The following is a 13277-nucleotide window of genomic DNA, read 5'->3' as shown; positions in this document are numbered from 1 at the left end:
CGTGTGGCCAATGCCACCAGGGCAATCTAGCGCAGGCCCGGGCCGGTGTCATCACGAATTTTGGGGGCATTGTGACCGGCGTCCCGCGATCTGGACCTACGAGGTGGCCGCATTGATTACTATTTGGCCTCGCGCGTAGACTCGCGCGCTCATCGCTGCTCGCCGCCTTTCCGCGGTGGCGCGATCTTGATGACAACGAGGGAGTTCCCAAATGACGGTGAAGATCGTCGCGCCCAAGGAGACGCGGGCCAACGAACGGCGCGTCGCGGTGGTGCCTGCCATCGCCGCCAAGCTCGACAAACTGGGCGTGGAGACCAGCGTGCAGACCGGTGCCGGAGATGCCGCGCGCATTCCGGATGCCTCCTACGAGGCGGCCGGCATCAAGGTCGGCAAGCTCGAACTGGGCAAGGCCGACATCCTGCTGCGCGTGCAGCCGCCGAGCCCGGCCGAGATCAAGAAGATGAAGGAGGGCAGCATCCTTCTCTCCTTCGTGCACGCCAACCGCGAGCCGGAAGCCGTGAAGGCCCTGGCGGAGCAGAAGATCACCTGCTTCGCCATGGAGCTGGTGCCGCGCATCACGCGCGCCCAGGCCATGGACGCGCTGTCGTCGCAGGCCGCGCTGGCCGGCTACTACGGCGCGCTGCTGGCAGCCACCAACCTGAATCGCATCCTGCCCATGATGACCACGGCGGTGGGCTCGATCCGTCCCGCCAAGGTCCTGGTCATGGGCGCCGGCGTCGCCGGTCTGCAGGCCATCGCCACCGCGCGCCGTCTGGGCGCGATGGTCGAGGGCTACGATGTCCGCACCGAGGTCGCCGAGCAGGTCGAGTCGCTGGGCGCCAAGTTCGTCGACACCGGCGTGTCGGCGGCCGGCGAAGGCGGCTACGCGCGCGAGCTCACCGACGAGGAGAAGGCCAAGGCCGCGGAGGTGCTCACCAAGCACATCCAGAATGCCGACGCCATCGTCACCACCGCCGCCATCCCGGGTCGTCCCAGCCCCAAGATCATCTCCGAGGAGCAGATCAAGGGCATGAAGCCGGGCGCGGTGATCGTCGATCTCGCCGCCGAGGGCGGCGGCAACACGCCGCTGACCAAGCCGGGCGAGACCGTGGAGGTGGGCAGCGTGACCATCGTCGCGCCGCTCAACATTCCCAGTCTGCTGGCCGAGCACGCTTCCGAGCTCTACGCGAAGAACCTGCTCAACTTCCTGGAACTGATCGTCGCCGAGGGCGAGATCAACCTGAACTGGGAGGACGAGGTCGTCGCCAAGTCGGTACTGACGCACGACGGCGAGATCAAGAACGAGGCGGCCAAGGCCGCCGTGGACGAGAACACTTCGGGGAGCTGACCATGGACGCCACTACCGCCATCACCGGCTTCGTCGCGCTCTACATCTTCATGCTCGCGGCGTTCACCGGCTACGAGATCATCGGCCGCGTGCCGGCGATCCTTCATACGCCGCTGATGTCCGGCTCCAACTTCGTGCACGGCATCGTGGTCGTGGGCGCGATCTGGGCGCTGCTCAACGCCGGCACCCTGCTGGAGCAGGCGATCGGCTTCTTCGGCGTGCTGCTCGGGGCGGGCAATGCCGCCGGCGGCTACGTCGTGACCGACCGCATGCTGGACATGTTCAAGTCCAGCGACAAGCAGCAATAAGGGGAGCCTCATGACCGCGAACTTTCTGATTGCGGCGTCCTTCTTCATCGCGACGCTGCTCTTCATCTACGGCCTCAAGCGCATGGCCAGCCCGGTCACCGCGCCTTCGGGCATCAAGGTGGCCGGCTGGGGCATGGTCCTGGCCGTGGCCGCCGCCTTCCTCTACGCCTTCGACGTGCGTCCGGCGGCCGAGGACAACCTGGGCATCAACATCTTCCTGGCGCTCATCGCGCTCGGCATCGGCGTGGTGTGGGCATGGCGGAGCGGCAAGACCGTCGCCATGACCGCCATGCCGCAGATGGTGGCGCTCTACAACGGCATGGGCGGCGGCGCGGCCGCGGCCATTGCCGCCGTCGAGCTGTATTCCGGCAACGCCCAGGAGCACGGCTTCGCCGTGACGGTGCTGGCGCTGATCGGCGGCCTCATCGGTGCCGTGGCGCTGTCCGGCTCCATCGTCGCCTGGGCCAAGCTGGACGGTCGTCTCAACAGGACCATCCGCCTCGGCGCGCAGCAGCTCATCAACGGCGGCCTGCTGGCACTGGCCGTGGCGCTGTCCATCTACGTGCTGGCGGTCGGCGACGACGGGATTCCCGGCTTCGCGATCACGCTGTTCTTCATCGCCTCGCTGGCGCTGGGCGTGCTGCTGACCACCCCCATCGGCGGTGCCGACATGCCGGTGGTCATCTCGCTGTACAACGCCTTCACCGGCCTGGCAGTCGCCTTCGAGGGCTTCGTGCTGCAGAACCCAGCGATGATCATCGCCGGTACCGTGGTGGGCTCGGCCGGCACGCTGCTGACCCTGCTCATGGCCAAGGCCATGAACCGCTCGGTGAAGAACGTCATCTTCTCGAACTTCGGTGCCGAGGAAGACGGCGGCGGCGAGATCGAGGGCACGATGAAGTCCGTGGAGCCCGGCGATGCCGCCATCTCCATGTACTACGGCTCGAAGGTCATCATCGTTCCGGGCTACGGCCTCGCCGTGGCGCAGGCGCAGCACAAGCTCTACGAGTTCGTGAAGCTGCTGCAGAAGAACGGTGTCGAGGTCAGCTTCGCGATCCATCCGGTGGCGGGCCGCATGCCCGGCCACATGAACGTGCTGCTCGCCGAGGCCGGTGTCCCCTACGACATCATCTTCGACCTCGACGACATCAACGAGGAATTCGCGCTGGCCGACGCCGCCATCGTCATCGGCGCCAACGACGTCGTGAACCCGGCGGCGCGCACCAACAAGTCCAGCCCGATCTACGGCATGCCCATCCTCAACGTCGACAAGGCCCAGCAGGCCTACGTCGTCAAGCGCGGCCAGGGCAAGGGCTACAGCGGTGTCGAGAACGAGCTGTTCTACGCCGACAACACGCAGATGGTCTACGGCGATGCGCAGAAGGTGATGGTGCAGATGATCGAAGCCATCAAGTCGCTGGGCTGATCGAAACCCGGTTCCCGCTCCTGCGCGCGGGAGCGGGAACCGCCCAAGCGGTCGCATTCGAAAGGCGAGTCGGAGACGGCTCGCCTTTTTCTCTGGCCGGCCGGTGGCGGGGTGGCTATGCGCGTCGGCGGGCCAGCAACCGGTCGAGCTGATTCGCGAAGGCCTGTCGCTCCGCCTGCCCCAGCGGCGCCGGCCCGTCGCCGTGGATCCCGCTGGCGCGCAGCGTATCCATGAAATCGCGCATGGTCAGCTTGGCCCGGATGGTGTCCGCGGAGTAGCGCTCGCCGCGCGGATTGAGCGCGTGCGCGCCCTTCTCCAGTACCTCCGCGGCCAGCGGGATGTCCGCCGTCACCACCAGATCGCCCGCTTCGGCGAGCCCGACGATGGTGTTGTCCGCGACATCGAAGCCCGCACCCACCTGCATCGCCCGGATATGGCGCGACTTCGGCACCCGCAGCGGCTGGTTGGCCACCAGCGTGAGCGGTACCCCGGTCCGTTCGGCGGCACGGAACAGGATGTCCTTGATGACGCCCGGGCAGGCGTCGGCATCGACCCAGATCTTCATGCCGGGAGTATGCCGGGGCGGCTGTCCGAAGGCGGGCCGGCTGCCGCTTGCCGCGCGCCGGAAGGCGCCGGTTTCGCCGTAGCGCCGTGCCGGCCTCCGGGCCGCGCGCGCCACCAGGGGTATAACGTGCACGAATGACGGTGGAAAGCCAGCAGGACATCGACGGAATCATGCGCGTGGGCGGGGTGGTTGCCCTGGTGCGCGACGCCATGCTGGGCGCGGTCGAGCCGGGGATGACGACGGCGGAGCTGGATCGGTTCGGTGCGGAGCTGCTGGATCGCCACGGCGCGCGATCGGCGCCCGGGGCCGTCTACGATTTCCCCGGCGCTACCTGCATCAGCGTCAACGAGGAAGCGGCGCACGGCGTTCCGGGGCATCGCGTGATCGAGGCGGGCGATATCGTGAACGTGGATGTCTCCGCGGAGCGGGACGGCTATTTCGCCGATACCGGCGGCACGGTCGTGGTCCCGCCGGTGACGCGTACCGCGCAGCGCCTCTGCCACGCGACCCGGATGGCCCTCGATCACGCGCTGGCGGAGGTCTGCGCCGGTGCGCCCATCAACCGGATCGGCAGGGCGGTACAGCGCGTCGCGCGGTCCCACGGCTTCAGAGTGATCCGCAATCTCGCCGGACACGGGGTCGGGCGCAGCCTGCACGAGGCACCCGAGGAGATCGTCAGCTACTTCGACAGGCGGGATGCCCGCCGATTCGAGTATGGTCAGGTGGTTGCCATCGAGCCGTTTCTGTCGACCCGGAGCCGTTTCGTCTCGGAGGCCGAGGACGGATGGACCCTGGTCGGGCATCCTGACAACCGGTCGGCTCAGTACGAGCACACCATCATCGTCACTAGGGGTGCCCCCATCGTGGCGACGCGCACCAACGCCTGACCGGATTCGCGGCAAGTCCCGACGCACCCGGCGCTATGCGCCGGTGCGGCGCGGCCTGCCGACACACGCCCCCACACGCGAGAAGCATTGCATGAGCGAGACGATGATCCTCCATCACTACGACAATTCGCCCTATGCCGAGAAGGTGCGGCTGATGTTCGGGCTGGCGGGCATGCGCTGGCAGTCGCTGCTGTCGCCGCCGTGGCCGCCCCGGCCCAACGTCGACCCGCTGGCGGGCGGCTATCGCAGGATCCCGGTGGCGCAGATCGGTGCCGATGTCTTCTGCGACAGCGCGCTCATCGCGCAGGAGGTCGCGCGCATGGCCGACAACCCGGCGATCGATCCGTCGAATGCGGATGAGAGCGCCCGCGAGTTGATGCAGCAGGCGGAAGGCGAAGCCTTCTTCGCCGCCATCGCCTCGGTGCCGCCCGTGCGGCTGCTGGGCACGATGCTGAAGACCTTCGGTCCGTTCGGGATGGTGCGCTTCATGAAGGACCGCACCGCGCTGTTGAAGGGCGGCTCCGCGAAGCCGCCGGGGGCCGCGAATGCCGGGGCGATCCTGCAGTCCCTGTTCGACGCACTGGATGCGCGGCTGCAGACGGCCCAGTGGGTGGCCGGTGCGCAGCCGTCGGTCGCGGACCTGGCGGCCTACCACCCGCTCTGGCTGCACGTGAACTGCAGCCGCGGGCCGCTGAAGGCCGGGCGCGCGGTGCAGGAATGGTTCGAGCGGGTCGAGGCGATCGGGCACGGCACGCGCGACGAGATCGCGCAGGCCGACGCGTTCGGCGCCGCCCGCGAATCGGAGCCCCGCGCGGTGCCGGACAGCGAAGCCGATGCGCCGGTGGCGGTCGGCGGAAGGGTGCATGTCGCGCCCGTCGACTACGGCGTGGTGCCGGTGACGGGGACGCTGGCGGCGGTCACCGTCGACCGCATCATCGTGGCGCGGGACACCGAGGCATTCGGCACGGTCCACGTCCACTTCCCGCGCGCGGGTTATTCGATCGCGCCCGCATAGGAACGGAGAGGCATGGCGCCCCGCTCGATGACGCGGGTGTCGATTCGCGCGCCGCTCGGTCGACTGCATGGTGGGAGCGGGTCACGCATGGCGGCCCGCTCGCCACGATGCCGAGCACGGGGAGCTGCCACATGACCGATCTGACCCTCACCACCTTCGACTGGGTACCGGAGCTGCCGCGCGGCTACGTCCGGGACCTGCGCGTGCGCTGGGCGCTGGAGGAGGCGGGGCTCCCGTACCGCGTGGCGAGCGTGTCCTTTCACGACCGGACGCCGGAGCACTTCGCGCACCAGCCCTTCGGACAGGTGCCGTGGCTGACCGACGGCGACGCGACCCTCTTCGAGAGCGGCGCGATCCTGCTGCATCTCGGCGAGCGCAGCGACGCGCTGCTGCCAGTGGACCCGCGCATGCGAAGCGACGCGATCGTCTGGCTGTTCGCCGCGCTCAACTCGGTGGAGGCAGCGGTGCTGCCGTGGTCGGTCATCCGCTTCTCCGGTGACACCACCGACAGTCCGGGACGGCAGCATATCGACGGCTTCCTCGAAGCCCGGCTCCGGCACATGGAGGCGGTCCTGGAAGGGCGCGACTGGCTGGCCGGGACCTTCTCGGTGGCCGATATCCTCATGGCCGACACGCTGCGCCTGGTCGACCGCTTCGACGGGCTGGCGGCGCGACCGGCGTGCCGGGATTACGTTGCGCGCGTCACGGCCCGCCCCGCATTCGCGAAGGCGCACGCCGACCAGCTCGCGCATTTCGCTGCGGCAGACTGACGGGCGCTCAGCCCGGCCGCCGTGGAGGCAGCGATGGACCGTAGCGTGGACACCTATCTGGCGAAGGCAGTGACGTGGCGCGACGAGATGAGCCGCCTGCGGTCGATCGCGCTCGACTGCGGCCTGAGCGAGTCGCTGAAATGGGGCAAGCCCTGCTACGGCATTGCCGCGGGCAGCGTCGCCATCATCCAGCCCTTCAAGGCGCGCTGCGGCTTCATGTTCTTCAAGGGCGCGCTGCTCGATGATCCGGATGGCCTCATGGAGGCGCCCGGCCCGAACGCGCGGGCGGCGCGCCGCATGATGTTCGACAGCGTCGACGCGGTGGAGCGCATGGCGCCGCATTTGAGCAACTTCATTGCGCAAGCCGTCCGGGTGGAGAAGGCCGGCTTGCGGGTAGAGCGCAGCCGGGCGCCGGAGCCCTATCCGGCGGAACTGGTTGTCATGTTCGGCGAGGTGCCAGAGCTGAAGAAAGCCTTCGAAACGCTGACCTCGGGGCGGCAAAGGGGATATCTTCTCCACTTCTCGGGCGCCAAGCAGTCGAAGACCCGCACTTCCCGCATCGAGAAGCATGTGCCGCGGATTCTGGAAGGCAAGGGCATGCATGACTGAGGGCGCGCGATTCGACGATGCGAGGGCCGGCGGCGGGTGGCCACGAGGAAACCGGGTGCGCGACGAATCAGTGAACGATCTCGGCCAGCCGGTCGGTGATGCGGTGCCGGATTGGCGGGCGCCGCCGCTGCCGGCGCGCGCGGCCCTGTCCGGGCGGACCTGTGTAGTCGTGCCGCTGGAGGCAGATACCCATGCGGTCGCGCTCTTCGAAGCCTTCTCGGCGGATCGCGACGGCGCGGGCTGGACCTACCTGCCCTACGGTCCGTTTCCCGACCGCAACGCGTTCGACGCCTGGCTGACGGAGCAGGCTGCGCAGGTCGATCCACGGTTCTTCGCGGTCGTCGATAAGGCGTCCGGGCTGGCGAGCGGTCTCGCGGCCTACATGCGCGTGCAGCCGGCGATGGGCGTGCTGGAGCTCGGCCATATCCATCTCGCGCCCCGCCTGCAACGCACCGTGGCGGCAACCGAGGCGCTGTATCGCATGATCGACCACGCCTTCGCACTCGGTTATCGCCGCTGTGAATGGAAGTGCAATGCGCTCAACGCCGCTTCGCGCAGGGCGGCGTTGCGACTGGGCTTCCAGTACGAGGGGACCTTCCGGCAGGCCGCGGTGATCAAGGGTCGCAACCGCGACACTGCATGGTTCTCGCTGCTCGATCGCGAATGGCCCGCGATCCGGCCGGGCTACGAGGCATGGCTGTCGCCCGACAATTTCACCTCCGACGGGCGGCAGCGATGTCGCCTTTCCGAGCTGATCGCGCGTCACCAGTCGGCATGCTGAGCGGCAGGCCTGCTGTTGCACCGGTGCTGCCCCGCGCCGGCGTGAATCTGCTCACCGGCATCGATCTGCGCACGCTGGGCTACCGGTGCGTGCAGCGTGCCGCCACCGATGCGGTCGCCCACATCGTGCTGGCACGGCCCGCGGCCCGCAGCTAGCGTCCCACCCCCTTCCGCGCAACACGGTGGCAGTATTCGGTGGTGCAGTCCGGACCGCCCGCCCGGGCCACTGTTCGAGGACGAGGAGACGGATCGATGACGGACGCCGGCTTTCTTGCACGTCGCGAGCGGCTCGTCCGGCTCTGGCCGTACGCGGCGATCGCGATGCTTGCGCTGCTCGTCGGGTGCGGTGGCTGGCTGTGGTGGAAGGCGCCGCTGCTGATCAACCCCCTGGCGGTTGCGGAAGCCGTCCGGGCAGGGACGCTGCCGGACGCCACGGCGGGGCTGATGGCTGCCATGCTTCCCGTGGTCACGCTCGGCCTGCTGGTCGTGATGGCCGTCTTCGTCGTATTCGTCACCGCGATGTTCCGCAACGAGCGGCGGCTTCTCGCCATCGTGCGCACGTGCCGTGCGGCGGGCGACCGTCCCTGAGTCCGGAACCCAGCACATCCCGCGTCAGGAGCGTCCTGCATGAAGCTCACCGACACCTTCGCCGTTCTCACGCCGCGCATGGACGTGGCGACCGTGCCCGTCACGCCTACCGTCTACCAGGAGCTCGATTCGCGATTCGACGGCTTCCGCGGCCACGCCCTGGTGGCGGTGTACACATTCGACCGCGACTGGGGCAACTGGGAGCGCCATCCGCATGGCGACGAGATCGTGGTGCTCCTGTCGGGCACGGCGGAGATGATCCTGCGCCGCGATACCGGCGACGAAGTCGTGGCGCTCTCCGAGCCGGAGTCCTGTGTCGTCATCCCGCGCAACACGTGGCACACCGCCCGCGTGCGCGAGCCCACCCGCATGCTCTTCGTGACGCCCGGCGAGGGCACCGAGCACGCTGACGCGCCGTGACCAAGGCCGGCTATGGTGGGCGCCACGACAACAGGGGAGACGACATCATGGGACCGACCGCGCGGCAGTGGATCTACGCCGTCATCGCCATCACGGGGGTGGCGGTAACCTGGTACTTCAATCTGCAGTTCATCGCCGAGCACGGCGGACTCCCGATCGACCGCTTCATCGCGGATGTCTACGTCAATGCCGCCGCGAGCTCGATCGGCAACGATCTCCTGGTGGTCGTGGCCGCCTTCCTGGTCTGGTCCTTCGCGGAAGCGCGCCGGCTGGGCATGCGTCACTGGTGGGTCTATCCGATCCTCACCTTCGGGATCGCCATCGCCTTCGCGATGCCGTTCTTCCTGTGGATGCGCGAGCGCCGGATGGCGGCGCTGGCCGCAACGGCGTAGCCGGAACGGGCGCGGGACGGCCGGTCGCGTCCCGCGCCGGTCCGGCGCGCAGTGCTCATGCGTGCACGATCTCGTCCTTCAGGCCGTAGATCGTGGCGAGCACTTCGTTGCGCGACTGCTCGTCGACGCCGTGGGCCGCCATCGTGCCCATGATGTCGTCCATGGCGGCCATGTACTCGGCGGTGTTCACGTTCATGCCGCGATGGGCCTCGAGCATGCTGCGGCCGGTGTAGGTCTCCGGCCCGCCGCTTCCGGCACCCAGGAAATCACGCAGGTGCTGCTTGGCCTGCGCGAATTTCTCCGGGTCGTCCTTGAGCGGCATGTAGCGCGCCTGGATGACCGGATTGCGCAGATGCGCATCGACGATGTCGTCCACCAGCGCCGCGATGCCGTCGGCCTTGCCGAGTCGTTCGTAGAGCGTGCTCATGACGGGATCCTCCTTTGAAGCCGTGGTTGCGCACTTCGCCATGCGCGGCAACGACCCTAGGCGGATGGCGCGCGGGCGCCTAGTACACGCCCTGTACTGGCGTAGCGCGCACGCGGGTGCCTAGACTGGCTGCATGGCAAAGGGGTACGGCCAGTTCTGTCCGCTGGCGAAGGCCGCGGAAGTGCTCTGCGAGCGCTGGACGATGATCCTGGTGCGCGAGCTGTCCGCGGGCAGCCGGCGCTTCAACGATCTGCGTCGCGGCCTGCCGCTGATGTCGCCGACCCTGCTCTCGCGCCGGCTGCGGCAGCTGGTCGACGCCGGCGTGGTAGGGCACGTCCGCGACGACGACGGGACGCAGACCTATGCGCTCACGCAGGCCGGGGACGAGCTGCGGCCCATGGTCGAGCTCATGGGCACCTGGGGGCATCGCTGGGTCGGCAGCCAGCTGCAGGAGGACGATCTCGACGTCGGGCTGCTGATGTGGGACATCCGGCGCGGGGTCGATGCCAGCCGCTTTCCGGCCCGCCGGGTGGTGGTGCAGATCCGCTTCTCGGACGCCCATGCGGCGCGGCGCGACTGGTGGCTGGTCTCCGAGGCGGGCGAGACCGACCTCTGCATGGAGGACCCCGGCCACGAGGTCGATCTGCTGCTGCATGCCAGCGTCCGGGCCTTGACGGAGGTCTGGTTGTGCCGCGCCACGCTGGCCGAGGCCGAGCGCCGCAATGAGCTGCGCATGCTGGGCAGCGACGACCTGTGCCGGCAGCTGCCCGAGTGGTTGCAGGGCAGTCCGCTGGCGCGCCAGGGCGAGGCCTCCCTGCGCGAAGTCCCGATCACGGCCTGGTAGCCGCCGGCGGCGCGCTGCTCCCTGCGGTCGGCGTCACAACGCCAGCACGTGATCCACGCCAATGCCGGCGATGAAGTCCTCGTCGTGCGACACCACCACGATGGTGCCGGCGTAGTCGGCCAGTGCCCGCTCCAGCAGTTCGCGCGAGTCCAGGTCGAGGTGGTTGTCGGGTTCGTCGAGCAGCAGGATCGCCGGCGGCTCGGGGCCGCCGGTGACCGCCAGCAGTGCCACCTTCAGGCGCTCGCCGCCGCTCAGTGCATCCAGCGCCAGCAGCGCCCTGTCACCCTCGATGCGCAGGCTGCCCAGACGCGTGCGCCAGGTCTGTTCGTCGATGCCGGGGTGCAGACGGCGCAGATTCGTCAGCGCGGACTGCCCGGGATCGAGCAGTCCGAAGTCCTGGTCGAGATAGACGCCGCGGCCGTGACGCCGGCACCGACCCGATCGCGGCTGGAGCGTGCCGGCCATCACCCGCAGCAGGGTCGACTTGCCGATGCCGTTGCGTCCGTGGATGCGCCAGCGCTCGCCGGCACGCACGGTGACCGAGAGCGCGGCGCCGGTGCCATGGGGCAGCACCACGGATTCGAGATGCAGTCGCTGCATGCCCGGGGCGGTCTCGGCCGACAGCGGCAGGCGCTGACCGCGCAGCCGGTCCTGGCGCGCCTGATCCTCGCGCAGTTGTCGGCCGAGACGCATCGCGCGCTGCTCGTGCGCGGCGCCGCGCCGGCCGGCGCTGTGCTGGGCCTTTTCGGTGCGGGCATCCAGCAGCAGCTTGCTCTGCGAGCCCGAGCGGCGCTCGCGCTCGCCCTGCTGACGGCGTCGGGCGGCGCGTTCGACGGCGGTCTGGTGCTGATCCTGTTCACGGCGCTGCTGCTTGCGGGTATCGGCGATCCGGCGCGCCAGCGCCTCGGCTTCGCGTTCGCGTTCGGCGCGGTAGGCGTCGAAGCCGTCGCGGTGCACATGCAGACCGTCGCACCGAAGCTCGGCGATGGTGTCGAGCGTGCGCAGCAGGGCGCGGTCGTGACTGGCGACGAGGGCGCCACCGCGATGCGCGCGCAGCCGTTCGATCAACCAGCGGCGGCCGTCGGCATCGAGATGATTGCTGGGCTCGTCGAGCAGCAGATAGTGATCGCGATGCAGGAAGGCGGCCAGCAATGCCAGGCGGCTCCGCTGGCCGCCGCTGAGCGTGTCGGTCGGCGTGTCGGGATCGAGTGGAATGCCGGCCCCGGCGAGTTGCCGCTGCCACTCGGCCGGGAGATGCCACAGCGTCGCGACGCGGTCGAGGTCGGCGGGCGTGCCGGCCCCCGCGCCGATGCGCCGGAAGCAGTCGTGCAGCGCGCCGATTCCCAGCGCGTCCGCCACGCGCCCGTCCGGCACGGCGCGGAGCTGATCGACGCGATGGCGCGGGCGATGCCAGAGCACCGTACCGCTGGCGGGTGGCAGATCGCCCGACAGCAGGCGCAGCAGCACGGACTTGCCGCAGCCATTGGGGCCGACGAGCCCAGTGCGGCCGGTATCGAATCCGGCATCGACACGCCAGAGCGGCGGATCGTCGTTGAAGGCGGCACTGAGGCCGGAGCATGCGCAAGCGATCGGCATGGCCTGATCTCCCGGCGAGGCGGGCGACGGGCATGCATGCGTCGGATCGATCGGGCCGTCCCTGCACGCCCACCGCCACGCGAAAGCGACATCCCCCTGCGGGGACGGCGAAACTCGGTGGGGTCGGGCGCTACTTCATTGCGGCGGCGGGCTCCGGTGGCGCGGGGTGCGCGTCGCGAGCATAGAGCGCCGCGCCGGGTGCCGCAACGCCGGGCCATGCCGCGGACGTGCCACTATGGCGATCACGGAACCGATCGGCGACGCCCGCGGCCAATGACACAGAGTTGCATCATCAAGCACTTCCAGGACTTCGCCGAACTCACCCGCGCGGAGATCGATCTGCTCAGGACGCTGGAGCGCGATGCCCGGCCCTTCGCGGCGGGCGATTCGCTGCGCAGCATCGGCGACTCGTCGGGATCCTTCTTCACGCTCACAGAGGGGTGGGCCTGTGCCAGCCGCTGCCTCGCCGACGGCGAACGCCAGGTGCTCGACGTCTTTCTGCCCGGACAGGTCATGGGGCTGCGCGAGATCGGCTACGACCACGCGCTCTCCGACTTCGTGGCGCTGACCGACATCAAGGCCTGCCCGTTCCCGAAGGAGCGCCTCACCGAGGTCTTCGATCGTGCACCCCGGCTGGCGGATCTCTTCATGCTGACGCTGGCCCGCGAGCAGTCGATCCTGCTGGAGCGGGTCATCAACCTCGGCCGTCGCTCGGCGGAGGAGCGGCTGGCGCACTTCCTGGTCGAGATGAAGACCCGCGTGGCGCCGAACGCGGCCAGCTTCGAGCTGCACATGAACCAGACCATCATCGGCGACACGCTCGGCCTGTCCACCGTGCATGTCAGCCGCACCCTGCGCGCGCTCAGCGACCGCGGCCTGATCGCCAAGGCCGGCAGCCGCGTGCGCATCCTCGACCTGTCGGCTCTGGTCGACTTCGCGGGGTTCAACCCCACCTATCTCGAGCGCAACGTCACCTGGGCGCGGCAGAGCCGGGCCGAGGGCTGCGAGGAACTGGCCGACGACTGACGCGCCGGTCGCCGCTCCGCTATACGGGTGGTCGGCGCCCGATCACCGCGAAGACCACCGCCATGACGATGCCAATGACGAACAGGATCCACGCGATGTGGGTGGCGGTGCCGGCAATGCCGGTGAGGCCGAACATGCCGGCCACGAGGCCGACGATCAGGAACAGCAGGGCCCATGCGAGCATGGTCATCTCCGGATCCGTGAATGGTCGTTCCATGCTGGACAGGAGCGCGGCGAACGGCATTAACCTGGGTTAAAGCTTTCCGCGGCCATAGT

The 13277-nt window shown here is 69.1% G+C and carries 18 protein-coding genes; 14 read left to right on the top strand and 4 right to left on the bottom strand.

Translation table 11 applies throughout. The annotated features are described in order from the left end of the window. Positions 1-211: 211 nt before the first annotated feature. The 3 genes from KAH28_RS14340 to KAH28_RS14330 are packed head-to-tail and all read left to right on the top strand — an operon-like array spanning position 212 to position 3082. The gene (locus tag KAH28_RS14340; protein WP_290577727.1) at positions 212-1348 is read left to right on the top strand and encodes an NAD(P) transhydrogenase subunit alpha; all 1137 of its coding nucleotides are present in this window, start codon (positions 212-214) and stop codon (positions 1346-1348) included. A gap of 2 nt (positions 1349-1350) precedes the next feature. Further along, positions 1351-1656: an NAD(P) transhydrogenase subunit alpha gene (locus tag KAH28_RS14335; RefSeq protein WP_290577725.1), complete on the top strand. Its 306-nt coding sequence runs from the start codon at positions 1351-1353 to the stop codon at positions 1654-1656. A 10-nt stretch (positions 1657-1666) separates the two neighbouring features. Further along, the gene (locus KAH28_RS14330; protein WP_290577723.1) at positions 1667-3082 is read left to right on the top strand and encodes an NAD(P)(+) transhydrogenase (Re/Si-specific) subunit beta; all 1416 of its coding nucleotides are present in this window, start codon (positions 1667-1669) and stop codon (positions 3080-3082) included. Positions 3083-3197: 115 nt separating this feature from the next. Here the strand turns inward: KAH28_RS14330 and KAH28_RS14325 are convergent, their stop codons facing one another. Next, positions 3198-3647, bottom strand: a complete 450-nt coding sequence (locus tag KAH28_RS14325; RefSeq protein ID WP_290577721.1) for a YaiI/YqxD family protein — start codon at positions 3645-3647, stop codon at positions 3198-3200. A 134-nt stretch (positions 3648-3781) separates the two neighbouring features. Between KAH28_RS14325 and map the strand changes: the two genes are divergently transcribed. The 9 genes from map to KAH28_RS14280 all read left to right on the top strand — a co-directional run bounded on the left by map (position 3782) and on the right by KAH28_RS14280 (position 9108). Further along, a complete protein-coding gene (gene map, locus KAH28_RS14320; RefSeq protein ID WP_290577719.1) occupies positions 3782-4534 on the top strand; it encodes a type I methionyl aminopeptidase in 753 nt (250 codons plus the stop codon). Between the two features lie 91 nt (positions 4535-4625). Beyond that, positions 4626-5549: a glutathione S-transferase family protein gene (locus tag KAH28_RS14315; RefSeq protein WP_290577717.1), complete on the top strand. Its 924-nt coding sequence runs from the start codon at positions 4626-4628 to the stop codon at positions 5547-5549. 131 nt (positions 5550-5680) lie between these two features. Beyond that, positions 5681-6319, top strand: a complete 639-nt coding sequence (locus tag KAH28_RS14310) for a glutathione S-transferase family protein (protein ID WP_290577715.1) — start codon at positions 5681-5683, stop codon at positions 6317-6319. A 45-nt stretch (positions 6320-6364) separates the two neighbouring features. Next, the gene (locus KAH28_RS14305) at positions 6365-6928 is read left to right on the top strand and encodes a YdeI/OmpD-associated family protein (protein WP_290577713.1); all 564 of its coding nucleotides are present in this window, start codon (positions 6365-6367) and stop codon (positions 6926-6928) included. 55 nt (positions 6929-6983) lie between these two features. Next, positions 6984-7709 (top strand): GNAT family protein, encoded by a 726-nt coding sequence (locus KAH28_RS14300; protein ID WP_290577711.1) that lies wholly within the window; start codon positions 6984-6986, stop codon positions 7707-7709. Next, positions 7703-7864 carry a hypothetical protein gene (locus tag KAH28_RS14295; RefSeq protein WP_290577709.1) on the top strand — a complete coding sequence of 54 codons (162 nt, stop codon included), beginning with the start codon at positions 7703-7705 and terminating at the stop codon, positions 7862-7864. The genes KAH28_RS14300 and KAH28_RS14295 overlap by 7 nt, the downstream gene beginning before the upstream one ends. Positions 7865-7960: 96 nt before the next feature. Next, on the top strand, positions 7961-8296 hold the full coding sequence (locus tag KAH28_RS14290) for a hypothetical protein (RefSeq protein WP_290577707.1): 336 nt from the start codon (positions 7961-7963) through the stop codon (positions 8294-8296). 39 nt (positions 8297-8335) lie between these two features. After that, the gene (locus KAH28_RS14285) at positions 8336-8716 is read left to right on the top strand and encodes a cupin domain-containing protein (RefSeq protein WP_290577705.1); all 381 of its coding nucleotides are present in this window, start codon (positions 8336-8338) and stop codon (positions 8714-8716) included. Between the two features lie 47 nt (positions 8717-8763). Further along, positions 8764-9108 (top strand): DUF2834 domain-containing protein, encoded by a 345-nt coding sequence (locus KAH28_RS14280; RefSeq protein ID WP_290577703.1) that lies wholly within the window; start codon positions 8764-8766, stop codon positions 9106-9108. A 55-nt stretch (positions 9109-9163) separates the two neighbouring features. Here KAH28_RS14280 and KAH28_RS14275 read toward each other — a convergent pair whose 3' ends face one another. After that, positions 9164-9535 carry a group 1 truncated hemoglobin gene (locus tag KAH28_RS14275; protein ID WP_290577701.1) on the bottom strand — a complete coding sequence of 124 codons (372 nt, stop codon included), beginning with the start codon at positions 9533-9535 and terminating at the stop codon, positions 9164-9166. Between the two features lie 133 nt (positions 9536-9668). Between KAH28_RS14275 and KAH28_RS14270 the strand changes: the two genes are divergently transcribed. Further along, the gene (locus KAH28_RS14270; RefSeq protein WP_290577699.1) at positions 9669-10379 is read left to right on the top strand and encodes a helix-turn-helix domain-containing protein; all 711 of its coding nucleotides are present in this window, start codon (positions 9669-9671) and stop codon (positions 10377-10379) included. 33 nt (positions 10380-10412) lie between these two features. On the opposite strand, the gene KAH28_RS14265 is transcribed toward KAH28_RS14270, so the two are convergent. Next, positions 10413-11975, bottom strand: a complete 1563-nt coding sequence (locus KAH28_RS14265) for an ATP-binding cassette domain-containing protein (RefSeq protein WP_290577697.1) — start codon at positions 11973-11975, stop codon at positions 10413-10415. A 273-nt stretch (positions 11976-12248) separates the two neighbouring features. Here KAH28_RS14265 and KAH28_RS14260 point away from each other — a divergent pair, with 273 nt between their 5' ends. Next, on the top strand, positions 12249-13001 hold the full coding sequence (locus tag KAH28_RS14260; RefSeq protein ID WP_290577695.1) for a Crp/Fnr family transcriptional regulator: 753 nt from the start codon (positions 12249-12251) through the stop codon (positions 12999-13001). Between the two features lie 19 nt (positions 13002-13020). Here KAH28_RS14260 and KAH28_RS14255 read toward each other — a convergent pair whose 3' ends face one another. Next, positions 13021-13185, bottom strand: coding sequence for a DUF1328 domain-containing protein (locus KAH28_RS14255; protein WP_366918203.1), 165 nt, complete (start codon positions 13183-13185; stop codon positions 13021-13023). Positions 13186-13277: the final 92 nt, after the last annotated feature.

Origin of the sequence: Algiphilus sp. (genome assembly GCF_023145115.1) — a bacterium.
GTDB lineage: Bacteria > Pseudomonadota > Gammaproteobacteria > Nevskiales > Nevskiaceae > Algiphilus.
The sequence above is the reverse complement of the archived record's forward strand: the minus strand, read 5'-3'. Positions and strand labels throughout refer to the sequence as shown.